This is a genomic window from Pelagerythrobacter marensis, from assembly GCF_036700095.1.
GTDB classification, from domain to species: domain Bacteria; phylum Pseudomonadota; class Alphaproteobacteria; order Sphingomonadales; family Sphingomonadaceae; genus Pelagerythrobacter; species Pelagerythrobacter marensis_A.
On sequence record NZ_CP144918.1, the window covers coordinates 395,979 to 422,748 of the forward strand.

A 26,770-nucleotide genomic window follows, 5' to 3' on the forward strand; every position below is an offset into this window, starting at 1 on the left:
CGCATGGGCGATGCAACAATCTCGGGTGAAACCAATTCTAGGGGCGGCCAAACCATCCGCCCGCGCGAGGCCGAACACTTCGGCGCCCTGGCGCGCGACTGGTGGGACCCGAAAGGCGCCTCGGCCATGCTGCACCGGCTCAACCCCGTGCGGCTCGCCTTCCTGCGCGAGGCGATCGATGCGCACTGGGGCGGCGACCGACGCGCGCCGAAGCCGCTCGCCGGGTTGAGCGCGCTCGATATCGGCTGCGGCGCCGGCCTGCTGTGCGAACCGCTGGCGCGCCTCGGCGCCGAGGTGACGGGCGTGGACGCCGCGCCGGAGAACATCGCCGCCGCCGCGCATCATGCGCAAGGGAGCCGGCTCGACATCCGCTATATCGCCGGTGATGTCGCCACGCTCGATCTCGGTACCTTCGACCTGGTGACATCGATGGAAGTGATCGAGCATGTCGCGGACAAGCCCGCGTTCCTCGCCGCGCTGGCGAACCGTCTGGCGCCGGGCGGACTGATGATCCTCTCCACTCCCAACCGCACTCTCCGTTCGCGCCTGCTGCTGGTCGGCGCGGCCGAGGCGGTCGGCGCGATTCCGCGCGGCACGCACGACTGGGATGACTTCGTAACGCCCGAGGATCTGCGCGGCCTGCTGGCCGATGCCGGGCTGACGATGGGCGAACCGCGCGGCATTGCCTTCTCCCCCGCGAAAGGCCTGCACCTGTCGGACGACCTGGCGCTGAACTATATCGTCACCGCGCGGCGCGCCTAGCCCGGGCAGCTTGCGCCGTCGCGCGCCGCAACCGCGATGGCCGGATCGTCGGTGAAGATGCCATCCACTCCGGTTCGCGCGAGGATCGTCCAGAGCTTCTCCGGGCAGCCGCGGGCTGCGTCGTCTTCCCCGCGGCGCAGCGATGGCGGGAGGAAGGCGTTTTCCTTGCGCAAGGTCCAGGCGTGGACCTGCAGCCCGGCGGCGTGGGCCGCGCTCACCAGCCCGCTCGGCGTGCCGTCGATCTCGATCGCCAGCAGGATATCCGCGCCGACCGCATCGGCATATTCGGCGATCCGTTCCATGCCCGCCATCGTGACCATATCGGCATAGCGCAGCGCCGGCGCGTCCGCCGGACCGCCCTCGGCCGCGACGAGCTGCACCAGGCGGTAATCGCTGAGGGCATCGAGCCGGCGCAGGGGCGCAATCTCGAAGCTCTGGATGAAGACCGGATCCTCCGCCCCGATTCCCGCCTCCGCCAGCTCGCGCAGCAGCAACGCCACCGTGTCGATCCCGGCCTGTTCGCGCAGATGCCCCGGGTGCTTGAGTTCGGGATAGATGCCGATCCGGCGCCCCGTTTCCGCCTCCTTGGCGCGGACGAGGGCGATCACTTCCGCCAGCGTCGGCACCTGATAGAGCCCGTCGTATCGCGCATTGGCCGGACGCAGCGCAGGCAGGCGCTCCTTCGCCCGCAGCCGCCGCAGTTCGGCAAGCGTGAAGTCCTCCGCGAACCAGCCGGTCACGGTATGGCCGTCGATCGTGCGCGTGCGGCGCCGGTCGGCGAACTCGGGCCGTTTGGCCACATCGGTCGTGCCCGAAATCTCGGTTTCGTGGCGCGCCACGAGCACACCGTCGCGCGTGACGACGAGATCGGGCTCGATATAGTCGGCGCCCTGATCGATCGCCCGTTCGTAAGCCGCCAGCGTATGCTCGGGCCGCTCGCCACTGGCGCCGCGATGGGCGATGACCAGCGGCTCGCCGAAATCCTGCGCCCCGCCAGGCACGGCAATGCCGGCGCCCAGCAGCGCCAGCACGCTCAGGAAAAGGCCGCGTCCCATTCGTCCTCCGCAAAACCGATCAGCAAGCCGCCCGGATGTTCGACCACCGGACGCTTGATCATGCTCGGGTGTTCTTGCAGCAGCGTTACGGCCTTGTCCGCGTCGATATCGGCCTTCTGCGCATCGGACAGCTTGCGATAGGTCGTGCCCCGCCGGTTGAGCACCCTGTCCACCCCCGCTGCCGCGATCCATTCGCGCAGCCGCGCCGGATCGGCGCCTTCCTTCTTGTAGTCGTGAAACACGTAGTCCGCTCCGCGCGCATCGAGCCACTTGCGCGCCTTCTTGACCGTGTCGCAGTTGGGAATGCCGTAAACGTGAATGTCAGTCATAACCTCGATACCTTGTAATGTCGGCAGTCTTCGCAAGGGTCCTTGTTCCCGGGCCGGGGCGAACGCCGATATGGCGAATTGCCGGTCAGTCTTCCAGCCAGTGCCGCGCGGCGAACCACCCGAGCACGATGGCCGCGATCAGCAGGCAGAAGCCGAGCACGCCCCAGAAGGCCCACTCTTCCCGGGCAAAGGGTATGCCCTCGACGTTCATCCCCAGCAGCCCGGTGACGAAAGTCAGCGGCAGGAAGATGAAGGCGACGACGGCAATGGCCAGTGACCGCCGATCGACGATCTCCGCCCGAAGGTCGGTCAATTGCTCGTGCAGCAGCGCTGCGCGCTCGCGGACCGCCTCCAGCTCCTCGGCCATGCGGGCGAAGCGATCCGCCGCCTCGCGCAGATGCATCCGGTCTTCCTTGCTGATCCATTCGAATTCGAGCTGCGCCATGGTGGAAAGCGCATCCCGGTCGGGCGCCACGAAGCGCCGCAGCGCGATGGCTTGCGAACGCAAGGCGGCGATACGGCGCCGCAGCGCGTAGATGTCGGCCTCCTCTATCTCGCCTTCGCATTCGTCCAGCCGGTCGCCCAGGGCGGCGACCTCGGGATCGAGTTCGGTGCTGATCGCCTGGGCCAGCGCGGCGACGAAATCGCCGCCGTCGCGCAATCGGCCTGCGCGCATCGCAGCCTCCACCTTGCCGAGCGCGGCAAGCGGGTTGCGCGTAACAGAGGTTGCACGCCGGCCTTCCACCCAGACGCGGATCGAGACCAGCCGGTCGCTGTCGGGCTTCGCCTCCAGCCCGGTGCCGCGCAAGTTGATGAGCACGGCCTCGTCGACCTCGTCGCAGCGCGGACGGGTCTCGCCGGCGAGCAGGGCATTGGCGGCATGGTCGGGGACATAGGCGGGAAGATCGGGGCGGCCGTTCTTCCCTGCCCCTTCGACATGGAGCCAGACGAAGCCGTCGCCCCGGTAGGCCGCGACCTCGCCGGGCGGGAGTTCGGCGACCGTGCCGTTCTCCGACACCAGCGCTCGCAGAACAACGGGGCTTGCACTTTCGGTCATGCCGACCGGCTGGGGCAAGCAGGCGGGCAGGCAAGACCGGCGAGCCGGGGTTTCGGCGGCTTCGCGCACGATCGACCGGCCTGCGGACCGCGCTGCGTTTCGTTCCCGATCGCCGCCCTCATGACCTGTCCCCGTTTTCGAATCGGTGGATGCGGGGGTCGAGGCAGGCGAACAGGGTATAGCTTTCGTAATACGTCTCGCGCCCGCGGGTCTGGACGATCCGGTGTTCGGCGACCCGCCCCCAGCCGCGCGCGGCGGCCTCGTCTTCCCATTCGGACAGCGCGATCACTTCGCCATCCTCGCTGGTGTAGCTTTTGAACGAGACGAAGCCCGGCTGCGCCTGCGCGAGTTCGAGCATGCGCTGCGCATCGGCTTCGTATGCGGCGTAGTCGATATCGGCGCGCTTGCGGTTGCGGAAAACGACAAGGAACATCGGCCTGCTACCTCCCTCCCAGATGCGCGTCGGCGATCGCCGCCGCCAGCGCGTCGGCCGCGTCGGGCCCGGCAATGGCGGCACCGGGAAGCAGGACCTTGAGCATGGCCTGAACCTGCCGCTTGTCCGCCCCGCCGGTGCCCACGACGGCCTTCTTCACCAGCCGGGCGGCATGTTCGCGCACTTCGAGTCCAGCGGCGCCGCAGGCGGCGAGCACGGCGCCGCGGGCCTGTGCCAACTTGAGCGTCGACTGCGGATTCTTGTTGGCAAAGACTTCCTCTGCCGCAGCGCGGTCGGGACGATGGTGCGCGACGATTTCGGCAATCGCGCGATGAAGCGCGGCAAGCCGCTGCGCCATCGGCGCCCCCGAATCGGTCGGAACCTGTCCGTTGGCGACATGCGACAGCCGCGCGCCCTCCGCCCGCACCAGGCCCCAGCCGGTGCAACTGAGCGATGGGTCGAGGCCGAGGATCAGCACGACAAGCACCACCCCCTCCGGGGGAAGGGGATCGCCCGGCGCAGCCGGGTGGTGGAGGGGGCCGGTGGCTGACGCCAGGCCCCCTCCGTCGACCCTTCGGGTCGCCACCTCCCCCCAAGGGGGAGGAGCTTCTTCAACCCAGCTTCTCCATCACCGCGTCGGGAATCTCGTAATTGCCCCACACGGTCTGGACGTCGTCGTCGTCGTCGAGCGCGTCGACGAGCTTGAGCAGGGTGCCGGCGGAGCTTTCGTCCATCTCCACGGTGATGTTCGGCTTCCACGCGAGCTTGACGTTCTCCGCCTCCCCCAGCGTCTTTTCCAGCGCGCCCGCGACTTCGTGCAGCGCCTCCATCTCGGTCCAGATCGTGTGGCCGTTCTCGTCGCTTTCGACGTCGTCGGCACCCGCCTCGATCGCGGCTTCGAGAACCTTTTCCTCGTCGCCCACGCTCGCCGGGTATTCGATCAGGCCCTTGCGCTCGAACCCGTGCGCGACCGAGCCTTCGGTGCCGAGATTGCCACCGTTCTTGGAAAAGGCGGTGCGCACGGCGGTGGCGGTGCGGTTGCGGTTGTCGGTCAGCGCCTCGACGATCAGCGCCACCCCGCCCGGGCCATAGCCTTCGTAGCGGACTTCCTCGTAATTCTCGTCGTCGCCGCCGCTCGCCTTGTCGATCGCGCGCTGGATATTGTCCTTGGGCATCGACTGCGCCTTGGCGTTGTTGACCGCCAGCCGCAGGCGCGGGTTCATGTCGGGATCGGGGGCGCCCATCCTGGCCGCGACGGTGATCTCGCGGCTGAGCTTGGAGAACAGGTTGGAGCGCTTCTTGTCCTGCGCACCCTTGCGGTGCATGATGTTCTTGAACTTGGAATGGCCTGCCATGGTCACCTACGATCTGTGTGGATCATGCGGGCACCACGTTCGGCGCGGGCCGCATCGTCAGCCGCTCCTAGCGAAGCATGAAGGGCCGGGCAATCAGGGCGCGATATCGAAGTGCAGAACGTTCTCGCGCGTGCCGAGCTTGTCGTAGAGCGCGATCGCCGCCGCATCTTCCGCCCCGGTATCGGCCTGGACGTAGATCACCCAGGCGCCGATCTCGCGCGCGATCCGGCGAACCTCGTCGATCAGGGCGGTCGCGACCCCGCGCCGGCGCCACGGCTCGGCCACTGCCAGATCGTAGAGATAGATTTCGCTCCGCGCCTGTTCGAACTTCGGCAAGACGTAAGCGGCAAGCGCGCCGACGGTTTCGCCCCCCGCCTCGGCCACGAGCAGCACCGTATCGGGCCGGGCAAGCAGCGCCCCGGCATAGCGGTCGTCGGGCGGATGCGCAGCGTAGCTTTCGCGGTCGTCGAAGACTTCGCCGAACAGGCGGTTCATCGCACGAAAGCGCGGCAGGTCGTCCGGCCCCAGCCGCGCAACCGTGAACGCGCGATCCATCGTCGGATCTTCCGTCAGATCTTCACCGCGGTCCCGCTGGCGGAGACCATCAGCATCGATCCGGTATCGCCGATCACCTCGTAATCGAGATCGACCCCGACCACGGCATTGCCGCCGCGCGACCCGCATTCGGCCTGCAGTTCCTCGATCGCCTGCTCGCGCGCATCGCGCAGGATGCGTTCGTAACTGCCCGAACGCCCGCCCACGATGTCGCGGATATTGGCGAAAAGATCGCGAAACAGGTTGGCCCCCACGATCACCTCTCCGGTGACGACGCCGAGATAGTCCTGAATCGGACGCCCTTCGATCGTATGCGTGGTGGTGACGATAATCCCGCGCGCGTCCTTCCAGGGACCTGCCATGCCGTTCGTTCCTCAGCCGTTGACGACGATCCCGCCGTTGGGGTGCAGGACCTGCCCCGACATATAAGACGAATCCTCGCAGGCAAGGAAGAGGAATGCCGGCGCCACTTCGTTGGGCTGGCCCGGGCGGCCCATCGGCGTGTCCTCGCCGAAATGCTCGACCTTTTCGGGCGGCGCGCCGCCGCAGGGGTTCAGCGGCGTCCAGATCGGCCCGGGCGCCACCGCGTTCACGCGGATGCCGTCGCCCACCAGGTTCTCGCTCAGCGAACGGGTGAAGGCAGTGATCGCGCCCTTGGTCGCCGAATAGTCGAGCAAGCCGCCAGAGCCCTTGTACATCGTCACGCTGGTGCAATTGACGATCGCGGCGCCGGCCTTGAGATGCGGCCGGGCGGCCTGGGTGAGATAGAACATCGAGAAGATATTGGTCTGGAACGTGCGCTGAAGCTGCTCTTCGGTGATATCGGTCACGTCCTCGTCGGGATGCTGCTCGCCCGCATTGTTCACCAGCACGTCGAGCTGCCCCCATCTGTCGATCACCGCGCGCACGAAACCGTCGGCGTGTTTCGGATCGCCCAGATCGCCGGCGGACAGGAGCACTTCGGCGCCCTCCGCCTCGCACAGCGCGCGGGTCTTGTTGGCGTCGTCGTGCTCTTCGAGATAGGCGATCGCGACATTCGCCCCCTCGCGCGCGAAGAGCACCGCCGTCGCGCGGCCGATCCCGCTGTCGCCGCCGGTAACGATTGCCACTTTGCCCTTCAGCCGCCCCGATCCGGGATAGCGCGGCTGCCAGTCGGGCTTGGGCTCCAGCGCCGATTCGTGGCCGGGCAGGCCGGGTTCCTCGCCGGTCTCGTCGATATGCGCCTTGTCGAGTGTCTTCAGGTCTTTATCCGCCATCGGTGGCTCCTGCATTGTCGCTTGGGGACATGCAGAACCAACCGCCGCGCGGCGTCGCCCGTTCCGGACAGCTTCACGGTTCGACCGGCAGGAACGTCAGCCCAGCCCGAGCGCGGCCTTGTAGGTATCGAGCACCATTTCCATTTCGGCACGGTCGTCGGGCGACATTTTGCGCAGGCGAACGACCTGGCGCATGATCTTGGTGTCGTAGCCGACGGCCTTGGCCTCCGCGTAGACATCGCGGATGTCGTCGGCGATCCCCTTTTTCTCCTCTTCGAGGCGCTCGATGCGCTCGATCAGCAGGCGCAGGCGATCGTCGGTGGTTTCAGCCATCTGGTGCTTCTCCGAAATAAGGCAAGAATCGTTCGGCCCGTCCGTTAGCGGGCGCGTGGGGGGCGGTGAACCCGCCTTTCCACAGCTTGCGCGCTTTCAGCGCAAATCGGCGCGATTGCGAGTCAGGCTGGCTTCCATCCGGGCGATCTGTTCCTCGGTCGCGGGGGACTGGTAGCGGTCCTTCCATTCGTCTTGCGGCATGCCGTGGATCAGTTCGCGCGCCGCGGCCTTGTCGCCGGCATAGCCTGCCTCGCGAATCCAGTCGGCCAGGCAGTTGCGGCAGAACCCGGCGAGCCCCATCAGATCGATGTTCTGCGCATCGTGCCGGTGGCGCAGGTGGCGAACCAGCCGGCGGAAGGCGGCGGCCGCCACTTCGTCGTCGAGCCGGTCGAGCGGGTCGGAGGAATTCGTATCCGTCATCGCGTTTTCCTTGTCTTGCAACGTTCGTCTGGCATAGCGCATCGCACATGCAAAAGCTCGATCCGCGCGCCCGCAAGGTCAAAATCCTGGCCACGACAGGCCCCGCCAGCCGCGAACCGGAGATGCTGCGCAAGCTTTTCCGTGCCGGTGCCGACGCCTTCCGCGTCAATATGAGCCATGGCGATCACGCCACCCATGCCCAGACGATCCGGGCGATCCGCGCCCTGGAAAAGGAGTTCGGTCGCCCGATCGCGATCCTCTGCGACCTGCAAGGGCCGAAACTGCGCGTCGGCGAGTTCAGGGACGGGCAGGCCGTGATCCGCCATTCGGGCCACTTCACGCTCGATCGCAATCCCGAACCGGGCGACGAAACCCGCGTTCACCTGCCGCATCCCGAGCTGTTCGGCCTGCTCGCCAAGGGGCAGCGGCTGCTGATCAACGACGGCAAGATTCGCCTGCGGGTGATCCGCGCCGACGACAACGAGATTTTCTGCTCGGCCGAAGTCGGCGGCATGATCTCCAACCGCAAGGGCGTGAACGTCCCCGATGCCGAAGTGCCGATCCCCGCGCTGACCGAAAAGGACCGGCGCGACCTCGCCTTCGCCATGGAGCAGGGGGCCGACTGGATCGGTCTCTCGTTCGTCCAGCGGCCCGAGGACCTGGCCGAGGCGCGCAAGCTGATGGGCGGGCGCGGATCGCTGTGCGCCAAGATCGAAAAGCCGATGGCCGTGCGGCGTCTCGACGAGATCGTGGAACTGGCGGACGGCATCATGGTCGCGCGCGGCGATCTGGGCGTGGAGCTGGAGCCGCAGGAGGTTCCGCCGCTGCAGAAGAAGATCGTCAACAAGGCGCGCATGGCGGGCAAGCCGGTGATCGTCGCGACCCAGATGCTCGAATCGATGATCGAAAGCCCGGCGCCGACCCGCGCCGAAGTGTCCGACGTCGCCAATGCCGTTTACGACGGGGCCGACGCGGTCATGCTGAGCGCGGAGACCGCCGCCGGCGAATGGCCGGAAGAAGCGGTGACGATCATGGACAAGATCGCCACCCAGGTCGAGCGCGACGATGCCTATCTGGGGCGGGTCCGCTTTCTCGACACACCGCCCGATCGGACAACCGCCGATGCGCTGTCGCACGCCTGCATGACGATCGCCGACACCGTGGCGATCTCGGCAATCACCGTCTTTACCGGATCGGGCAGCACCGCCCGCCGGGTGGCGCGCGAACGGCCGAGCGTGCCGATGCTGGTGCTGACCCCCTCGCTGGCGACGGCGCGCCGCGTCGCCTTGCTGTGGGGCGCGCACGCGGTGGCGACCAAGGATATCGGCAGCTTCGAAGAGATGATCGCCAAGGGCAAGCGCATGGCGCTGCGCCACGGCTTCGGCAAGGCGGGCAGCAAGCTGATCGCGCTCGCCGGGGTGCCGTTCGGAACGCCCGGCAGCACCAACCTGCTTCACGTCGTGACCCTGACGGGCGACGAGCTGGACAAGCGCGCGCACTGATCGGCCGCGGCGGCGGTGCGCGGTTGATCCGCCCCGCCTGTCGCGCCATACCGCGCGGAATGGCGGACGACTGCTGCTCTGCGAAAGGCCCCGAACTCGAACGTCTCGCGCGCAGATCGGGGCAGCGCCGCGTGCTCATCGCCGTTCTGGCGATCAATTCCGTAATGTTCCTGGCCGAATTCGGCGCCGGGCTGATCGCCGGGTCGGCGGCGCTAATGGCCGACGCGACCGATATGCTGGGCGATGCGCTGATCTATGGAGTCAGTCTTTACGCTCTCGACCGCAGCGACCGGTGGAAAGCGGGCGCGGCAGTGACGAAGGGGCTCTTCATCCTCGTGCTCGGCCTGGGCATTCTCGTCAATGTGGGCCTCAAGATCGCGAGCGGCGTACCGCCGTCCTCCACCCTGATGCTGGCGTTCGGCGCACTGGCGCTCGGCGCCAATCTCGTATGCCTGCGCCTGCTGTGGCAATTCCGCGAGCAGGACGTGAACATGGCCAGCACGGTCGAGTGTTCGCGCAACGACGTGATCTCGAACGTCGGCGTGCTGTTCGCCGCGGGCGCGGTCGCGCTGTTCGATTCGCCCTGGCCCGACATTGTCGTCGGCCTGGCGATGGCGGCGATCATCCTGCGTTCGGCGGTCCGCGTCCTGCGCGAGGCCTGGCCGCAGCTGCGCATGGACCCTGCATCGAGCGGGTGAGCGCGATCAGGCCGCAGCGCTTTCCAATCGCGCCCTTGCCTCGGCCTCCCCGATCAGCGGGAGCAGTTCGGCCATGTCGGGGCCGTGGTCCATCCCCGTCAGCGCCTGGCGCAGCGGCAGGAACAGGGCCTTGCCCTTGCGCCCCGTGGCCTCTTTCAGCGCGGTCGTGAGCGAACGCCAGGGATCTTCGTCCCATGCAAGCAGGCGCGCGGCTTCGCGCAAGTAAGCGCGATCGCCATCGGAAAACGCCGGCAGCTCGATCGGGCCGGTCACCAGCCGCCACCACTCCGCCGCTTCGCCGACATGCGCGAGGTTGGGCCGGATCGCGTGCCATCCGGCGGCATCCATCCCTTCGGGCAGACGGCCCGCGACCGCGTCGAAATCGAGCCGGTGAACGACCGCGGCATTGATCCGCTCCAGCTCCGCATCGTCGAATTTCGCCGGGGCGCGGCCGAATGTCGCGAGGTCGAAACTTTCGATCAGCTCCCCGCGCTCGGCGATCGGTTCGACCGGCAGCGCGGTGCCGAGCCGCGCCAGCAGCGCAACCAGCGCCTGCGGCTCGATCCCGCGTTCGCGGAAAGCGTCGCAGCCGAGCGAGCCCAGCCGCTTCGACAGCTTGCCCTCGCTGCCCACCAGCAACGCCTCGTGCGCGAAGCGGGGCACCTGGCCGGGGTGGCCGGCTGCGATCAGCGCCTCGAACATCTGGATCTGCACCGCGGTGTTGGAAACATGGTCTTCGCCGCGCAGCACGTCGGTGATCCCCATCGCCAGATCGTCCACTGCGCTCGGCAGCATATAGAGCCACGATCCGTCGGCCCGGCGGATCACGGGATCGGAAAGCTGCGCGGGATCGAACTTCTGCAACCCGCGCACGCCGTCCTCCCATGCGATCGGTGCGTCATGGTCGAGGCGGAAACGCCAGTGCGGCGCAATGCCGGCCGCGGCCTTTTCGGCATGGTCCGCCTCGGTCAGCGCCAGCGCCGCGCGGTCGTATATCGGCGGCAGGCCGCGGCCGAGCAGGATCTTGCGCTTCAGCTCCAGCTCCTGCGCGGTTTCGTAGCAGCGATAGACCCGGCCGGCGGCGCGCAGCGTTTCGAAGGCGCGCTCGTAGAGATCGAGCCGCTCGGACTGCCGCTCCTCGCCGTCCGGCTCCAGCCCCAGCCATGCGAGATCGGCGCGGATCGCTGCGACATATTCCTCGCGGCTGCGCTCTGCGTCGGTGTCGTCGATCCGCAGCAGGAAACGCCCACCGCCTTTGCGCGCGAGCATCCAGTTGTGCAGCGCGGTGCGGAGATTGCCGACGTGCAGCCGTCCGGTCGGCGAAGGGGCGAAACGGGTGGTCGTTGTCATGGACGGCCCGATAGCCGAGCCTTGCACCTATTGCGAGAACAGGGTGACGCTGCGCTCGCCGCCGGTCAGCTCGATGCCGTTCGCTGGGGTCCGCTCGGCCCGGGTGACGGAATCGAGCGCGGACGCTAGACGCCGCTGTTCCGGGGGGACGCCGATCGCGCAGACCGGCCTGTCGGCCGGCCGCTCGGTCGTCAGCGCGCCGGCCTCGTAGGTATAGGTCCAGTCGAATCCGGCGCAGCGCGGCTGATAGAAGATGTTGGTTTCGGTGATCGACAGACCGATGCCGATATCTCCCCCCAATTCGGCGCCGTCGATCCCGGCGACGCGATATTCGCCGACCAGCGAAGCGGGGGCCCTGTCCTCGACCGGCGCGGCCGGGGCGGATGGACCGGCGGGATCGGCCGCTGGCTGGCACGCTGCGAGCAGGACGGCGGGGACGATAACGAGCAAGTGGCGGGACATGTCGGCGCTCCATCGGTTGCGGTCACGGCCCGGTGTCGTTTTCGGCGCGGTCGACGCGCACCGGACGCCGTGTCGCCGACATTCACTCTAGCCCCGAACGGCCGCACGAAAAAGCCCCGCCGGATCGCTCCGGCGGGGCTCGTTGCCTGCGCTCGCGAGGGGTTTATTCCTCGTCCGCAGCCTTGGCGGTTTCGCCTTCGTCCGACTGCTGCAGGTATTCGCCGGCATCGGCGTCGGTGCCGTGGGTTTCGCCCTCGACCCGGGCGAGCGGATCGTCGCCGACCGCTGCTTCGGGGCCCTGCGCCAGTTCGGCCTCATGCTCCTCGGCGGCTGTCTGCGCGGCGAGCAGCGCTTCCTGCTGCTTCTTCCACGTCGCCCGCAAGGCCGCATCGCGGCTGGAGGCGGTGACCCGCGCCCGGTTCATCGCCGCGCCGGTGCCGGCGGGAATGAGACGGCCGACGATCACGTTTTCCTTCAGACCGACCAGCGTGTCCTTCTTCCCTTCGACCGCCGCCTGCGTCAGCACGCGGGTGGTTTCCTGGAACGAAGCGGCCGAGATGAAGCTGCGCGTCTGCAGGCTCGCCTTGGTGATGCCGAGCAGGATCGGATGCCCTTCGGCCGGCTTCTTGCCCTTCGGCAGCTTCGCGTTGATCTCGTTCATCTCGCCCAGATCGACCTGCTCGCCCGGCAGCAGCGTGGTGTCGCCGCCATCGGTGATCTCGACCTTCTGCAGCATCTGGCGAACGATCACCTCGATGTGCTTGTCGTTGATCTTCACGCCCTGGAGCCGGTAGACTTCCTGGATTTCGGTGCAGAGGTATTCGGCGAGCGCCTCGACCCCGAGCACTTCCAGAATGTCGTGCGGATTGGGGCTGCCCGAGATCAGCGTATCGCCCTTCTTGACGAAGTCGCCTTCCTGAACGTCGATCACCTTGGTCTTGGGCACCAGGTATTCGACCGGATCGCCCTCCTCCGGAACGATCGCGATCTTGCGCTTGGCCTTGTATTCGCGAACGAATTCGATCTTGCCCGAAATCTTGGCAATGATCGCGTTGTCTTTCGGAATACGCGCCTCGAACAGCTCGGCCACCCGCGGCAGACCGCCGGTGATGTCGCGCGTCTTGGCCGCCTCGCGCGAGGCGCGGGCGAGAATGTCGCCCGCCTCGACGCGCTGGCCGTCCTCGACCGAAAGCGACGTACCGGGTGCGAGCATGTAGCGCGCAGCCTCGGTTTCCTCGCCCTTCTTGTCGCCTTCCTCGCCCAGCAGGGTGAGGCGCGGACGCAGATCTTCCTTCTTCTTGCGCCCGCTGGTGCGCAGCTCGGTGACGACGCGCTGGGCAATGCCCGTCGCTTCGTCCACGCGCTCTTCCATCGTCGTGCCGTCGATCAGGTCCTGATAGCGCACGACGCCCGACTGCTCGGTGATGATCGGCAGGGTGAACGGATCCCACTCGGCCAGCCGGTCGCCTTCCTTCACCTTGGCGCCGTCCTCGAACATCAGCACGGTGCCGTAGGGCACCTTGTGGATCTCGCGCTCGCGCCCTTCGGCGTCGATCACCGCCAGCTCGCCGTTGCGGGCGAGACTGAGGATGCGGCCTTTCTTGTCGGCGATGGTCGGCATGTCGCGATAGACGACCTTGCCGTCCGACACCGCTTCGAGATGGCTCGTTTCGTTGAGCTGCGCCGCGCCGCCGATGTGGAACGTCCGCATCGTCAGCTGGGTGCCCGGCTCGCCGATCGACTGCGCGGCGATCACGCCGACCGCCTCGCCGATATTGACCGGCGTGCCCCGGGCCAGATCGCGGCCATAGCAGCGCGCGCAAACGCCCTGCTCGGCCTCGCAGACCAGCGGCGAACGGATCTTCGCCTGCTGCACTTCGGCGTCCTCGATGGCCTTGACCATCGCCTCGTCCAGCAGAGTGCCGGCCTTGACGATGACTTCCCCGCTGGAGGCATCGACGATGTCCTCGGCCACCGTCCGGCCAAGGATGCGCTCGCCGAGCGACGCGATGACCGAGCCGCCCTGCACGATCGCGCGCATTTCCAGACTGTTTTCGGTCTTGCAGTCTTCCTCCACGATCACGCAGTCCTGCGACACGTCGACCAGGCGGCGGGTCAGGTAACCCGAGTTCGCCGTCTTGAGCGCGGTGTCGGCCAGGCCCTTGCGGGCGCCGTGGGTCGAGTTGAAGTATTCAAGGACGGTCAGGCCTTCCTTGAAGTTCGAGATGATCGGCTGTTCGATGATCTCGCCCGAAGGCTTGGCCATCAGGCCGCGCATCCCGGCGAGCTGCTTCATCTGCGCGGGCGAACCACGCGCGCCCGAATGGCTCATCATGTAGATCGAGTTGATTTCCGCCTCGCGGCCGTTCTCGTCCTTCGGCCGGGCCTTGATCATCTCCATCATCGCATCGGCCACCTGGTCGCCGCAGCGGCTCCAGGCGTCGATCACCTTGTTGTATTTTTCCTGCTGGGTGATCAGGCCGTCCTGATACTGCTGCTCGTAATCGGCGACGAGCGCCTTGGTTTCTTCGACCAGCTTTTCCTTCTCGCCCGGGATAATCATGTCGTCCTTGCCGAACGAGATGCCGGCGCGGAACGCGTGGCGGAAGCCCAGCGACATGATCGCGTCGGCGAACAGCACCGTGTCCTTCTGGCCGGTATGGCGATAGACCTGGTCGATGACGTCGCCGATTTCCTTCTTGGTCAGAAGGCGATTGACGATGTCGAACGGCACCTTGTGGCTCTTGGGCAGGCATTCGCCGATCAGCATCCGGCCCGGCGTGGTCTCGAACCGCTTCATCGCGATCTCGCCGTTCTCGTCCGCCTGCGGCACGCGGCTGGTGATCTTGGAGTGCAGCGTGACGGCACCGACATGCAGCGCCTGGTGCACTTCGGCCATGTCGGCCAGCGCCATGCCCTCGCCCGGCTCGCCCTCGCGGTCCATGGAGAGGTAATAGAGGCCCAGCACCATATCCTGCGAGGGAACGATGATCGGCTTGCCGTTGGCCGGCGAGAGGATGTTGTTGGTGGACATCATCAGCACGCGCGCTTCCAGCTGCGCCTCGAGGCTCAGCGGAACGTGCACGGCCATCTGGTCGCCGTCGAAGTCGGCGTTGAACGCGGCGCAGACCAGCGGGTGAAGCTGGATCGCCTTGCCCTCGATCAGCACCGGCTCGAACGCCTGAATGCCCAGGCGGTGGAGCGTCGGCGCACGGTTCAGCAGAACCGGGTGCTCGCGGATCACCTCATCGAGGATGTCCCAGACTTCCTTGCGCTCTTTCTCGACCCACTTCTTCGCCTGCTTAAGGGTCATCGAAAGGCCCTTGGCGTCGAGGCGGGCGTAGATGAACGGCTTGAACAGCTCGAGCGCCATCTTCTTCGGCAGGCCGCACTGGTGCAGCTTCAGCTCCGGCCCGGTCACGATGACCGAGCGGCCCGAATAATCGACGCGCTTGCCGAGAAGGTTCTGGCGGAAGCGGCCCTGCTTGCCCTTCAGCATGTCGCTGAGCGACTTGAGCGGACGCTTGTTGGCGCCGGTGATGACGCGGCCGCGGCGGCCGTTGTCGAACAATGCGTCGACCGCTTCCTGCAGCATGCGCTTTTCGTTGCGGACGATGATGTCCGGCGCGCGCAGCTCCATCAGCCGCTTCAGCCGGTTGTTGCGGTTGATGACACGGCGATAGAGGTCGTTGAGGTCCGAGGTCGCGAAGCGGCCGCCGTCGAGCGGCACCAGCGGGCGCAGTTCGGGCGGGATGACCGGCACGACTTCGAGGATCATCCATTCGGGGCGGTTGCCCGATTCGATGAAGCTTTCGACGACCTTGAGACGCTTGATGATCTTGGCCGGCTTGAGCTTGGACTTGGTGGTTTCCAGCTCTTCGAGCAGGTCCGCACGCTCCTGCTCCAGATCGAGATCCATCAGCATGTGCTTGACCGCCTCGGCGCCGATCCCGGCGGTGAAGGCGTCCTCGCCATATTCGTCCTGCGCCTCGAGCAGTTCGTCCTCGGTCAGGAGCTGGAATTTCTCCAGCGGCGTCAGGCCCGGCTCCGTGACGATATAGGCCTCGAAATATAGCACGCGCTCGAGCTGCTTGAGCTGCATGTCGAGCAGCAGGCCGATGCGGCTCGGCAGCGACTTGAGGAACCAGATATGCGCGACCGGCGCGGCCAGTTCGATATGGCCCATACGCTCGCGGCGGACCTTGGTCACGGTGACCTCGACGCCGCACTTTTCGCACACGACGCCCTTGTACTTCATGCGCTTGTACTTGCCGCACAGGCACTCGTAGTCCTTCACCGGGCCGAAGATGCGCGCGCAGAACAGGCCGTCACGCTCGGGCTTGAACGTGCGGTAGTTGATCGTTTCCGGCTTCTTGATCTCGCCGAACGACCAACTGCGGATACGCTCGGGCGAGGCGATCCCGATCTGGATCTGGTCGAACGTCTCGGGCTTGGCGAGCTGGTTGGTGAATTTGGTCAGTTCGTTCATTTCTTCTTCCTTTGTCCCCCTCCCGCTTGCGGGAGGGGTTAGGGGTGGGTCTTGTTCCGGGCGGGCGATCAGGCCCACCCCCCGACCCCCTCCCGCAAGCGGGAGGGGGAGAAGCGCGTTACTCCGCCGCCTCCGGCCACTGGTCCGCGTCGTCCTCGTCCTCGGTCAGCGACTTGAGTTCGACGTTGAGGCCCAGGCTGCGCATTTCCTTGACGAGCACGTTGAAGCTCTCGGGAATGCCCGCCTCGAACGTATCGTCGCCCTTGACGATCGCCTCGTAGACCTTGGTCCGGCCGATCACGTCGTCCGACTTCACGGTGAGGATTTCCTGCAGCGTGTAGGCGGCGCCATAGGCCTGGAGCGCCCAGACCTCCATCTCGCCGAAGCGCTGGCCGCCGAACTGCGCCTTGCCGCCCAGCGGCTGCTGGGTGACGAGCGAGTAGGGGCCGATCGAGCGGGCGTGGATCTTGTCGTCGACCAGGTGGTGCAGCTTGAGCATGTACATGTGCCCGACGGTCACCTTGCGGTCGAAGGCATCGCCGGTGCGCCCGTCATACAGCGTCACCTGGCCCGAACCGTCGAGCCCGGCACGTTCCAGCATCCGGGTCACGTCGGCTTCGCGGGCACCGTCGAACACCGGGGTGCCCATCGGAACGCCCTTGACCAGATTGCCCGCCAGTTCGACGATCTCGGCCGGCGAACGCGCCTCGATCTCGTCGTGGTACTGATCGCCGTAGACCTCTTTCAACGTCTCGCGAACCGCCTCGGGCGGCTTGCCCGCCTGCGGGTCGGGGTTGGCGGCGCGCCATTCCTCCAGCGCGGCGGCAACCTGCTGGCCCAGGCCGCGCGCGGCCATGCCCAGATGGGTTTCGAAGATCTGCCCCACGTTCATGCGCGAAGGCACGCCGAGCGGGTTGAGCACCATGTCGACGGGGGTGCCGTCTTCCATGAAGGGCATGTCCTCGACCGGCAGGACGCGGCTGATAATGCCCTTGTTGCCGTGGCGCCCGGCCATCTTGTCGCCGGTCTGCAGCTTGCGCTTCACCGCGACGAAGACCTTGACCATCTTGAGCACGCCGGGCGCGAGTTCGTCGCCGCGCTCGAGCTTCTCCTTGCGGTCTTCGAACTTCTCTTCGATGACCTTGATCGCCTCGTCGTATTGCGACTTCACGGCCTCGATCTGCGCCTGGCGATTGTCGTCCGCCACTGCGAACTTGAACCATTCGTGGCGATCGACGCTCTCGAGCACCTCCTCGGTGATCTCGATGCCCTTCTTGGTTCCCTTCGGTGCCGCAGAGGCGGTCTGGCCCAGCAGCATGTCGCGCAGGCGGTTGTAGGTCGCACGGTTGAGGATCGCGCGTTCGTCCTGGCTATCCTTGCGCAGGCGCTCGATTTCCTCGTTCTGGATCGCGCGGGTACGATCGTCGATCTCGATCCCGTGACGGTTGAACACGCGAACTTCGACCACGGTGCCCGACACGCCCGGCGGCAGGCGGAGCGAGGTGTCGCGCACATCGCTGGCCTTTTCGCCGAAGATCGCGCGCAGCAGCTTTTCTTCCGGCGTCATCGGGCTTTCGCCCTTGGGCGTGATCTTGCCGCACAGGATATCGCCCGGATGCACTTCGGCACCGATGTAGACGATACCCGCCTCGTCGAGGTTGCGCAGCGCCTCCTCGCCGACATTGGGGATGTCGCGGGTGATGTCCTCCGGCCCGAGCTTGGTGTCGCGCGCCATGACTTCGAATTCCTCGATATGGATCGAGGTGAAGACGTCGTCCTTCACGATACGCTCGGAAATGAGGATCGAGTCCTCGTAGTTGTAGCCGTTCCAGGGCATGAAGGCGACGAGGCTGTTCTTGCCCAGCGCCAGTTCGCCGAGATCGGTCGAGGGACCGTCGGCAATGATGTCGCCCGGCTCGACCGTCTCGCCCACTTTCACCAGCGGGCGCTGGTTGATGCAGGTGTTCTGGTTCGAACGCTGGAATTTCTGCAGGGTGTAGATGTCGACCCCCGACTGGCCGGGCTCGACATCGCCGATCGCGCGGATCACGATGCGGGTCGCGTCGACCTGGTCGACCACGCCGCCGCGGGTCGCGGCGATCGCGGCACCCGAATCGCGGGCCACGGTCTCTTCCATGCCGGTGCCGACGAACGGCGCCTCGGCCCGCACCAGCGGGACCGCCTGGCGCTGCATGTTCGACCCCATCAGCGCGCGGTTGGCGTCGTCGTTCTCGAGGAACGGGATCAGCGAGGCGGCGACCGAAACGAGCTGCTTGGGGCTGACGTCCATCAGCGTGATCTGCTCGCGCGGGAGCATCACGAACTCGCCTTCCTGGCGGGCCGAAACCAGCTCCTCGACGAACGAACCGTCCTCGTTAAGCTCGGCCGAGGCCTGGGCGACAGCATGCTTCTGCTCTTCCATCGCGGACAGATAGATGACCTCGCCGGTCACCTTGCCGTCCTCCACCTTGCGGTAAGGCGTTTCGATGAAGCCGTACTTGTTGACCCGCGCGAAAGTCGAAAGCGAGTTGATGAGGCCGATGTTCGGCCCTTCGGGCGTTTCGATCGGGCAGATGCGGCCATAGTGCGTCGGGTGCACGTCGCGCACTTCGAAGCCGGCACGCTCACGGGTGAGACCGCCCGGCCCGAGCGCCGAGACGCGGCGCTTGTGGGTGACTTCGCTGAGCGGGTTGGTCTGGTCCATGAACTGCGAGAGCTGGCTGGAGCCGAAGAACTCGCGCACCGCGGCCACGGCCGGCTTGGCGTTGATCAGGTCGTTCGGCATCACGGTCGACACGTCGACGGAGGACATGCGCTCCTTCACCGCGCGCTCCATGCGCAGCAGCCCGACGCGGTACTGGTTCTCCAGCAGCTCGCCGACCGAACGGACACGGCGGTTGCCGAGGTTGTCGATGTCGTCGACTTCGCCCTTGCCGTCCTTCAGGCCGACCAGTTCCTTCACCACGGTCAGGATGTCTTCCTTGCGCAGCGTGGTGACGGTGTCTTCGGCATCGAGGCCGAGGCGCATATTGAGCTTCACGCGACCCACGGCGGAAAGGTCGTAGCGCTCGGGATCGAAGAACAGGCCTTCGAACAGCGCCTCTGCCGTTTCCTTCGTCGGCGGCTCGCCGGGGCGCATGACCTTGTAGATCGCCTCCAGCCCCTCGTCGCGGTTTTCGGCCTTGTCGACCTTCAGCGTGTTGCGGATCCACGGCCCGGTGTTGACGTGATCGATGTCGAGCAGCGCGATCCGGTCGACGCCGGCCTTGTCGAGCAGTTCCAGGTTCTCGGGACCGATCTCATCGCCCGCCTCGACCCAGATGCGGCCGGTCGATTCGTCGATCATGTCGTTGGCGGCGTAACGGCCGATGATTTCCTCGGTTGGGATCAGGAGGTTTTCCAGCCCGTCCTTCTTCGCCTTGTTGGCGGCGCGCGGCGAAATCTTCTGGTTGGCGGCGAAAATCTCCTCGCCGGTGGCGGCGTCGACCAGCGGGAACGCCGGCTTGGCCCCGCGCCACTGCTCGGGCACGAACGGCATTTTCCAGCCTTCGCCGGCCTTGCCCGAAACCCGTTCCCACACGACGGTGTCGTAGAAGTAGTGAAGGATTTCCTCGCTATCGAGGCCGAGGGCATAGAGCAGCGAGGTGACCGGCAGCTTGCGCTTGCGGTCGATACGGACGTTGACGATGTCCTTCGCGTCGAATTCGAAATCGAGCCACGATCCGCGATAGGGGATCACGCGCGCGGCGAACAGCAGCTTGCCCGACGAATGCGTCTTGCCCCGGTCGTGATCGAACAGGACGCCCGGCGAACGGTGCATCTGCGACACGATCACGCGCTCGGTGCCGTTGATGAGGAACGTGCCGTTCTCGGTCATGAGCGGCATGTCGCCCATGTAGACGTCCTGCTCCTTGATATCGAGGACGGAGCGGGTCTCGGTCTCCTGGTCGACCTCGAACACGATCAGGCGCAGCGTCACCTTCATCGGCGCCGCGTAAGTGATGCCGCGCTGGCGGCATTCGGTCGTGTCGTACTTGGGCGGTTCAAGCTCGTAGTGGACGAAGTCCAGCTCGGCCGTGCCGGCGAAGTCGCGGATCGGGAACACGCTGCGCAGGGTCTTCTCGAGACCCGAGACGTAACCGATCGAAGGGTCGGAGCGCAGGAACTGTTCGTAGCTCTCGCGCTGCACCTCGATCAGGTTCGGCATCTGCACCACTTCGTGGATGTCGCCGAAAATCTTGCGGATGCGCTTCTTCGCGGTGCCGGTGTTGGCCGATGCCTTCGCGCCGGTCGCCTTAGCCTTGGTCGCCATGGAGGTGATTCGCCTCTTCGTGCTGCGCCGGAAGCGTTGCGCCGCCGGCCTTGAAAATCATGCGTTGCGCGAGTGCCATCCCGCGAGACGCCGGAAAGCCGCAGCACAGCGCCCTTGCGGGGCCTGCTGCAGCTCGATCGAACGTCGCGAATATGGAAAGCCGCTTCCATCCCTTGGTCCGATCCCGCGCATGAACGGACCTTGCTCGAAGCGTGCGGTCGGGCGTGCATGTAGGATTTCGCCCCCGCGCTGTCAACACGCGGCGGATGCCGGGAACGCTCGCTGCGCGCGTCCCAGATCGGTGTCGATCTGCGTCGTTGCAGCGGAAGCGGCGATTATATTCCGTCGATCGGGGAACTTCGGGCAATTGTGGCAATTGTATGGCGAGTAGTGTATGGCGAGTAGCGAAAGGAATTTTCCATGAAACAGCTTGCTATCGCCGCCCTCCCTCTCGCGCTCGCGCTCGGTGCGTGCGACAATGCCGCCGACGACACGACGCTCGAAGAGACGCCCGAAGATACGATGGCGGAAGACACCATGACCGATCCGGCGATGACCGATCCGGCAATGACGGACGAAACCATGACCGATCCCGCCCTGAGCGAAGACCCGATGGCCGGCGATCCGCTCGCCGACGAAACCGGCCAGGATACCCAGCCGGACGACGAACCGGTCGCCGACACGATGTAATCGTCGCAATCGTCCAGGCGCGAACGGTCGCCGCGGCGGCTTGACCCGCCCGGACTTTCTGCTAGAGGCCCGCCCCGACCGGCGGGCCTCTTTGCGTTTGCCGGTCATCCGTCCGAGACAGCTGGCGACCCGGATCTGCCGGGTCTTAATTTCCGGCCGAGACGGGGAAAAGAGATTTCGCGGGTTCCGGCATCGCCGCCCCGCATCGCACGCCTGGCGTGTCTCCTTCCCTTGTCGAACGGACTGCCCCGTGCCGGTCAGCGGCGCGGAGCGATGTGAGCCGGTCGCGTTCGCGCCAGCGGGTGCGGCCACATGTGAAGGAGTATGGCATGGATCGTTCGCAGAAAACCGATGCGGTCGCCCAGCTCAATGCGGTCTTCAACGAGGTCGGCGTGGTGGTTGTCACCCGCAACCTCGGCCTGACGGTGGCCCAGTCCACCGATCTGCGTTCGAAGATGCGCGAAGCGGGTGCGTCCTACAAGGTTGCGAAAAACCGTCTTGCCAAGCTCGCCCTGAAGGAAACCCGGTACGAAGGGCTCGAGGAATATCTCTCGGGTCCGACGGCCCTGGCCTGGTCGGAAGACCCGGTCGCGGCAGCCAAGGCCGTGGTGGATTTCGCCAAGACGACCGACAAGATCGAAATCGTCGGTGGTTCGATGGGCGGGCAGCTGCTCGACGAAGCCGGTGTCCGGGCGCTTGCCTCGATGCCTTCGCTCGACGAGCTGCGCGGCACACTGGTGGGCCTCGTCAACGCCCCGGCGACCAAGATCGCCCGGGTCGTCAACGAACCCGCGTCCAAGCTCGCCCGCGTCTTCGGTGCCTATGGCGCCAAGGAAGCGGCGTAAGCGGTTTTTCGCACGACGCGATTTTTCCGGGGCGAACCGCCCCAGCCGACAAGATCTATCTGGAGTGAAACATCATGGCCGATATCGCCAAGCTGGTTGAAGAACTTTCGAAACTGACCGTCCTCGAGGCGGCCGAACTCGCCAAGGCGCTGGAAGAAGAGTGGGGCGTTTCCGCCGCCGCTGCCGTCGCCGTTGCCGGCCCCGCCGCGGGTGGCGGCGACGGTGCTGCCGCTGCCGAGGAAAAGGACGAATTCGACGTCGTCCTCACCGGCGACGGTGGCAAGAAGATTCAGGTCATCAAGGAAGTCCGCGCCATCACCGGCCTGGGCCTGACCGAGGCGAAGGCCCTGGTCGAAGGCGCGCCCAAGCCGCTGAAGGAAGGCGTGAACAAGGCCGAAGCCGAAGAAATCAAGGGCAAGATCGAAGCCGCCGGCGGCACGGTCGAACTCAAGTAAGGCTTTCCGCCACCGAGTATATGCGAAGGGCGGTGCCGCAAGGTGCCGCCCTTTTCATATCGGTTTCCGGCAACGGCCGCCGGGCCGGCCGAAACCGTTCAGAGCGTTTGGAGATAGGCGACGATCGCGGCGCGCTCCTCCGCCGAGCGGACCCCGGCAAAGGCCATCTTGGTCCCCGGGACCACCCCGCGCGGATCGGCGAGATAGGCATCGAGCGTCTCGGCGTCCCAGACCAGACCCGAATGGCGCAGCGCCTTGCTGTAGGCATAAGTGGCTTCGTGCCCGGCAGGGGCGCCGTATACCCCGGCCAGCGATGGCCCGACACCGTTGCGGCCGGGCGCCGTCTGGTGGCAAGTGGCGCATCGCGCGAAGGCGGAAGGGCGGCCGCCCCCGTCCGCTCCCATTTCGGCCACGCGCGGCGCCTGCTTCGTTCCGTCCCGCTCGCCCGCCCGATCGCCGGCGCCGCAACCTGCCAGCGCCAGCGCCATTGTCATCAGTGTGCAATTCCAGCCGGCTTTCATGGCCGTGCGTCATGCCGCGCAGGCCCGCTGTGCGCAAGCTGTGGCCGCATGGCCGCACCCTCCCATCGAAGGCGGCCGGCGGCGGAAATTTCGCTTTCCCCCGCCACCCGCCGACCCTAACCGGGACGGCTTTATGTCCGACGCACGCATCCTCCCGGCCCCGTCCCCCCACCCCTGGCGGACCGAAATGACGGCCACCTTCAAGCTGGCCTGGCCGCTTGCGCTCGCCAACCTGCTGCAGATGCTGACTTATGCAGTCGACGTGATCTTCATCGCGCGCCTGGGGGACGCGCCGCTGGCGGCATCGGCGATCGCGGTTGCCGTGTTCGGCCTGGTGCTCTGGGCCCTGTCGGGGCTGACAGGCGCGGTCGCTCCCCTGATCGCGGAAGAGCTGGGCGCGCGCGCACCGGCGCTGCGTCCGGTCCGCCGGGCGACGCGCATGGCGCTGTGGCTCGCGGTGCTGAGCGGGGCCGCCGGCATGGGCCTGTGCCTGCTGCTCGAACCGATCATGCGCGCCACGGGCCAGCAGGAAGAGATCATCGCGCTGGCCACGGCCTACAACCTGATGATCGTCTGGTCGCTGATCCCGATGCTGATCAACAACGTCCTGCGAAACTTCGTCTCGGCGCTCGGCCGGCCGGTGTTCGCGACCGCGATCACGGCGGCCGGGATCGCGGTCAACGCATTGGCCAACTATGCCTTCATCTTCGGCAATCTGGGCGCGCCCGAACTGGGCCTGCGCGGCGCGGCGGTGGCGACGATCGTCACCGGCGTGACCACGATGCTCGCCTATATCCTCGCCATCCGGCTCGATCCGCGGCTGCACCGCTATCGCATCTTCGGGTTCTGGTGGCGCGTCGACATGCAGCGGTTGATGCAGATCGTGCGCCTGGGAACACCGATCGCGCTGACCGTCACTGCCGAGGGAGGGATTTTCGGCGGCGCGGCCTTCATGATGGGCAATATCGGCACCTCGCAACTGGCGGCGCACACCGTTGCGCTGCAGATCGCGGCGCTGGCTTTCCAGGTGCCGTTCGGAATCGGCCAGGCGGCGACGATCCGCGTCGGCTATTTCTTCGGCGCGCGCGACCGGGCCGGGATAATGCGCGCCGGCTGGACGGCTATTGCGATGGGCACCGGCTTCATGGCGGTCACGGCCACGGCGATGATCGTCATCCCCATGCCGCTGCTGGCGATATACGTCGATCCCTGGGCGCCCGAAAATGCGGTGCTGGTCGCATTCGCGCTGCGATATCTGGTGATCGCCGCCGCTTTTCAGCTGTTCGACGGAATCCAGGCCGTCGCGGCCGGGGCGCTGCGCGGCCTGCAGGATACGCGCATACCGATGTGGATCGCGATCTTCAGCTACTGGGTTCCGGGCATGGGAGCGTCTCTCCTCCTCGGCTTCGCCACGCCGCTGCAGGGGCGCGGCGTGTGGCTGGGCCTCGCCATCGGGCTGACGGTCGCCGCGGCGCTGCTGGTCTGGCGCTGGCGGCGGCGCGACGCGCTGGGCCTGACCCTGCGACAAGTCGCACCCGCCTGACCGGCCGGAAACGCCCGCCCGGCGGCGCGTTTTTTTGCCGGGGCGCCTGTTGACTCGTGCAGGCCCCACACACATATGCGGCGCGCTGGCACTCTCGGGTCGAGAGTGCCAGACCAGATCATCCACTCTTAACTAGAAGAGGTCACACCAATGGCATTTCGTCCGCTGCACGACCGTGTCCTGGTCCGTCGCATCGAAGCCGAAGAGAAGACCGCCGGGGGCATCATCATCCCCGACAGCGCCAAGGAAAAGCCGAGCGAAGGCGAAGTTATCGCCGTCGGTTCCGGGGCCAAGGCCGAAGACGGGACGGTCACCCCGCTCGACGTGAAGGCCGGCGATCGCGTCCTGTTTGGCAAGTGGTCCGGCACCGAGGTCAAGCTCGATGGCGAAGACCTGCTGATCATGAAGGAAAGCGACATCATGGGGATCATCGGCTGATCGCCGTTCCCTGCCCGACGCACTTCTTCAACTAACTCACCAATTCCAGGAGAAACACCAATGGCTGCCAAGGACGTAAAGTTCAGCCGCGACGCGCGCGAACGCATTCTCGCCGGTGTCGACACGCTGGCCAACGCCGTCAAGGTCACACTCGGCCCCAAAGGCCGCAACGTTGTCATCGACAAGAGCTTCGGCGCGCCGCGCATCACCAAGGACGGCGTCACTGTCGCCAAGGAAATCGAGCTTTCCGACAAGTTCGAGAACATGGGCGCGCAGATGCTGCGCGAAGTGGCCAGCAAAACCAATGATCTTGCAGGTGACGGCACCACCACGGCCACTGTGCTTGCCCAGTCGATCGTGCGCGAAGGCATGAAGTCGGTCGCCGCCGGGATGAACCCGATGGATCTGAAGCGCGGCATCGATCTGGCCGTGACCAAGGTGGTCGAGAACCTCAAGGGCCGCTCGAAGGACGTTTCCGGTTCTTCCGAAATCGCCCAGGTCGGCGTGATCTCCGCCAACGGCGACCGCGAAGTCGGCGAGAAGATCGCCGAGGCGATGGAGAAAGTCGGCAAGGAAGGCGTGATCACCGTCGAGGAAGCCAAGGGCCTCGAATTCGAACTCGACGTCGTCGAAGGTATGCAGTTCGATCGCGGCTATCTCAGCCCCTACTTCATCACCAACCCGGAGAAGATGACGGTCGAACTCGAAAACCCGTACATCCTGATCCACGAGAAGAAGCTGTCGAACCTGCAGTCGATGCTGCCGGTGCTCGAAGCCGCGGTTCAGTCGGGCCGTCCGCTGCTGATCATCGCCGAGGACATCGAGGGCGAGGCGCTCGCCACGCTCGTCGTCAACAAGCTGCGCGGCGGCCTGAAGGTCGCGGCGGTCAAGGCGCCGGGCTTCGGCGATCGCCGCAAGGCCATGCTGCAGGACATCGCGATCCTGACCAAGGGCGAAATGATCAGCGAGGATCTCGGCATCAAGCTCGAGAACGTCACGCTGAACATGCTCGGCCAGGCCAAGAAGGTCACCATCGACAAGGATAACACGACCATCGTCGATGGCGCCGGCGATGCCGACGACATCAAGGCCCGCGTCGGCGAGATCCGCACGCAGATCGACAACACCACCAGCGATTACGACCGCGAGAAGCTGCAGGAGCGTCTCGCCAAGCTCGCCGGCGGCGTTGCCGTGATCAAGGTCGGCGGTGCGTCCGAAGTCGAAGTGAAGGAACGCAAGGATCGCGTCGACGACGCGCTCCACGCGACCCGCGCCGCGGTCGAGGAAGGCATCGTCCCGGGCGGCGGCACGGCGCTGCTCTATGCCACCGCGGCCCTCGCCGATCTCAAGGGCGCGAACGACGACCAGACGCGCGGCGTCGACATCGTTCGCCGCGCGCTCCAGGCGCCGATCCGCCAGATCGCCGAAAACGCCGGCCACGACGGCGCGGTCGTTGCGGGCAAGCTGATCGACGGCGACGACGAAACGCTCGGCTTCAACGCTGCGACCGACACGTACGAGAACCTCGTCCAGGCCGGCGTGATCGACCCGACCAAGGTCGTGCGTGCCGCGCTGCAGGATGCGGCCTCGGTCGCCGGCCTGCTGATCACCACCGAAGCGGCGATCAGCGAAAAGCCGGAAGACAAGTCGGCTGCCCCCGCTATGCCCGACATGGGCGGCGGCATGGGCGGCATGGGCTTCTAAAAGCCGCGCAGACTGCCGGCTCCCGCCCGCCGCGCGGGAGCTTGCAAAGAACCGGGGACGGCCCGGCGGAGCGATCCGCCGGGCCGTTTTCGTTGTCGGGCACGATCGCGGGCGGACATCGTTGAGCGGGGGAAGCGATCATCACGACGGGCGGGCCCGCCCCGATCGCGCCCCGATTATGCGCGGCGCGGGCACTCGCCGGAAAG

Annotated in this window: 25 protein-coding genes; 9 read left to right on the forward strand and 16 right to left on the reverse strand. The window is 66.4% G+C overall.

The window, feature by feature from the left end; translation table 11 throughout:
• Nucleotides 1-3 precede the first annotated feature (3 nt).
• Nucleotides 4-762, forward strand: coding sequence for a bifunctional 2-polyprenyl-6-hydroxyphenol methylase/3-demethylubiquinol 3-O-methyltransferase UbiG (gene ubiG / locus V5F89_RS01810; RefSeq protein WP_338446558.1), 759 nt, complete (start codon nt 4-6; stop codon nt 760-762).
• Here the strand turns inward: ubiG and V5F89_RS01815 are convergent.
• From V5F89_RS01815 to V5F89_RS01865, 11 genes are all read right to left on the reverse strand, one after another.
• Nucleotides 759-1,817 carry a glycerophosphodiester phosphodiesterase gene (locus tag V5F89_RS01815; RefSeq protein ID WP_338446559.1) on the reverse strand — a complete coding sequence of 353 codons (1,059 nt, stop codon included), beginning with the start codon at nt 1,815-1,817 and terminating at the stop codon, nt 759-761. The two genes, ubiG and V5F89_RS01815, sit on opposite strands and share 4 nt — an antisense overlap.
• The gene (locus V5F89_RS01820; RefSeq protein ID WP_338446560.1) at nt 1,796-2,146 is read right to left on the reverse strand and encodes an arsenate reductase; all 351 of its coding nucleotides are present in this window, start codon (nt 2,144-2,146) and stop codon (nt 1,796-1,798) included. Before V5F89_RS01820 ends, V5F89_RS01815 begins: the two co-directional genes overlap by 22 nt.
• A gap of 85 nt (nt 2,147-2,231) precedes the next feature.
• The gene (locus tag V5F89_RS01825; RefSeq protein WP_338446561.1) at nt 2,232-3,203 is read right to left on the reverse strand and encodes a CorA family divalent cation transporter; all 972 of its coding nucleotides are present in this window, start codon (nt 3,201-3,203) and stop codon (nt 2,232-2,234) included.
• Nucleotides 3,204-3,321: 118 nt separating this feature from the next.
• Nucleotides 3,322-3,636 carry an antibiotic biosynthesis monooxygenase gene (locus V5F89_RS01830; protein WP_338446562.1) on the reverse strand — a complete coding sequence of 105 codons (315 nt, stop codon included), beginning with the start codon at nt 3,634-3,636 and terminating at the stop codon, nt 3,322-3,324.
• A gap of 7 nt (nt 3,637-3,643) precedes the next feature.
• A complete protein-coding gene (gene ruvC, locus V5F89_RS01835) occupies nt 3,644-4,114 on the reverse strand; it encodes a crossover junction endodeoxyribonuclease RuvC (protein ID WP_338447485.1) in 471 nt (156 codons plus the stop codon).
• Between the two features lie 133 nt (nt 4,115-4,247).
• Nucleotides 4,248-4,991 carry a YebC/PmpR family DNA-binding transcriptional regulator gene (locus V5F89_RS01840; RefSeq protein WP_338446563.1) on the reverse strand — a complete coding sequence of 248 codons (744 nt, stop codon included), beginning with the start codon at nt 4,989-4,991 and terminating at the stop codon, nt 4,248-4,250.
• Nucleotides 4,992-5,084: 93 nt separating this feature from the next.
• Entirely contained in the window at nt 5,085-5,546 is a 462-nt protein-coding gene (locus V5F89_RS01845) for an AAC(3)-I family aminoglycoside N-acetyltransferase (RefSeq protein ID WP_338446564.1), read from the reverse strand.
• A 14-nt stretch (nt 5,547-5,560) separates the two neighbouring features.
• A complete protein-coding gene (locus V5F89_RS01850) occupies nt 5,561-5,908 on the reverse strand; it encodes a heavy metal-binding domain-containing protein (RefSeq protein ID WP_338446565.1) in 348 nt (115 codons plus the stop codon).
• Nucleotides 5,909-5,920: 12 nt separating this feature from the next.
• Nucleotides 5,921-6,802: an SDR family oxidoreductase gene (locus tag V5F89_RS01855; RefSeq protein ID WP_338446566.1), complete on the reverse strand. Its 882-nt coding sequence runs from the start codon at nt 6,800-6,802 to the stop codon at nt 5,921-5,923.
• A gap of 96 nt (nt 6,803-6,898) precedes the next feature.
• Nucleotides 6,899-7,135 (reverse strand): DUF2312 domain-containing protein, encoded by a 237-nt coding sequence (locus V5F89_RS01860; RefSeq protein WP_338446567.1) that lies wholly within the window; start codon nt 7,133-7,135, stop codon nt 6,899-6,901.
• Nucleotides 7,136-7,231: 96 nt separating this feature from the next.
• On the reverse strand, nt 7,232-7,555 hold the full coding sequence (locus V5F89_RS01865; protein WP_338446568.1) for a DUF1244 domain-containing protein: 324 nt from the start codon (nt 7,553-7,555) through the stop codon (nt 7,232-7,234).
• Between the two features lie 47 nt (nt 7,556-7,602).
• Between V5F89_RS01865 and pyk the strand changes: the two genes are divergently transcribed.
• Both pyk and V5F89_RS01875 read left to right on the forward strand, forming a co-directional pair.
• On the forward strand, nt 7,603-9,057 hold the full coding sequence (gene pyk / locus V5F89_RS01870; RefSeq protein ID WP_338446569.1) for a pyruvate kinase: 1,455 nt from the start codon (nt 7,603-7,605) through the stop codon (nt 9,055-9,057).
• A 59-nt stretch (nt 9,058-9,116) separates the two neighbouring features.
• Complete coding sequence (locus V5F89_RS01875) at nt 9,117-9,755, forward strand: cation diffusion facilitator family transporter (RefSeq protein WP_338446570.1); 639 nt, start codon at nt 9,117-9,119, stop codon at nt 9,753-9,755.
• 6 nt (nt 9,756-9,761) lie between these two features.
• Here V5F89_RS01875 and gltX read toward each other — a convergent pair whose 3' ends face one another.
• The 4 genes from gltX to rpoB form a co-directional block, all read right to left on the reverse strand.
• A complete protein-coding gene (gltX, locus tag V5F89_RS01880; protein WP_338446571.1) occupies nt 9,762-11,105 on the reverse strand; it encodes a glutamate--tRNA ligase in 1,344 nt (447 codons plus the stop codon).
• A gap of 27 nt (nt 11,106-11,132) precedes the next feature.
• A complete protein-coding gene (locus V5F89_RS01885; protein WP_338446572.1) occupies nt 11,133-11,567 on the reverse strand; it encodes a hypothetical protein in 435 nt (144 codons plus the stop codon).
• A 163-nt stretch (nt 11,568-11,730) separates the two neighbouring features.
• Entirely contained in the window at nt 11,731-16,056 is a 4,326-nt protein-coding gene (gene rpoC / locus V5F89_RS01890) for a DNA-directed RNA polymerase subunit beta' (RefSeq protein WP_338446573.1), read from the reverse strand.
• A gap of 118 nt (nt 16,057-16,174) precedes the next feature.
• Complete coding sequence (rpoB, locus tag V5F89_RS01895) at nt 16,175-20,368, reverse strand: DNA-directed RNA polymerase subunit beta (protein ID WP_338446574.1); 4,194 nt, start codon at nt 20,366-20,368, stop codon at nt 16,175-16,177.
• A gap of 420 nt (nt 20,369-20,788) precedes the next feature.
• On the opposite strand from rpoB, the gene V5F89_RS01900 reads away from it, so the two are divergent.
• The 3 genes from V5F89_RS01900 (at nt 20,789) to rplL (ending at nt 22,358) form a co-directional block, all read left to right on the forward strand.
• Nucleotides 20,789-21,058, forward strand: a complete 270-nt coding sequence (locus V5F89_RS01900) for a hypothetical protein (protein ID WP_338446575.1) — start codon at nt 20,789-20,791, stop codon at nt 21,056-21,058.
• 329 nt (nt 21,059-21,387) lie between these two features.
• Nucleotides 21,388-21,903, forward strand: coding sequence for a 50S ribosomal protein L10 (gene rplJ / locus V5F89_RS01905; protein ID WP_338446576.1), 516 nt, complete (start codon nt 21,388-21,390; stop codon nt 21,901-21,903).
• A gap of 74 nt (nt 21,904-21,977) precedes the next feature.
• On the forward strand, nt 21,978-22,358 hold the full coding sequence (gene rplL, locus V5F89_RS01910) for a 50S ribosomal protein L7/L12 (RefSeq protein WP_338446577.1): 381 nt from the start codon (nt 21,978-21,980) through the stop codon (nt 22,356-22,358).
• A 98-nt stretch (nt 22,359-22,456) separates the two neighbouring features.
• On the opposite strand, the gene V5F89_RS01915 is transcribed toward rplL, so the two are convergent.
• The gene (locus tag V5F89_RS01915) at nt 22,457-22,852 is read right to left on the reverse strand and encodes a c-type cytochrome (RefSeq protein WP_338446578.1); all 396 of its coding nucleotides are present in this window, start codon (nt 22,850-22,852) and stop codon (nt 22,457-22,459) included.
• Nucleotides 22,853-23,066: 214 nt separating this feature from the next.
• Here V5F89_RS01915 and V5F89_RS01920 point away from each other — a divergent pair, with 214 nt between their 5' ends.
• The 3 genes from V5F89_RS01920 to groL all read left to right on the forward strand — a co-directional run bounded on the left by V5F89_RS01920 (nt 23,067) and on the right by groL (nt 26,564).
• A complete protein-coding gene (locus V5F89_RS01920; protein ID WP_338446579.1) occupies nt 23,067-24,422 on the forward strand; it encodes an MATE family efflux transporter in 1,356 nt (451 codons plus the stop codon).
• A gap of 150 nt (nt 24,423-24,572) precedes the next feature.
• Nucleotides 24,573-24,860, forward strand: coding sequence for a co-chaperone GroES (groES, locus tag V5F89_RS01925; protein ID WP_338446580.1), 288 nt, complete (start codon nt 24,573-24,575; stop codon nt 24,858-24,860).
• A 60-nt stretch (nt 24,861-24,920) separates the two neighbouring features.
• Nucleotides 24,921-26,564, forward strand: a complete 1,644-nt coding sequence (gene groL, locus V5F89_RS01930) for a chaperonin GroEL (RefSeq protein ID WP_338446581.1) — start codon at nt 24,921-24,923, stop codon at nt 26,562-26,564.
• Nucleotides 26,565-26,770 lie beyond the last annotated feature (206 nt).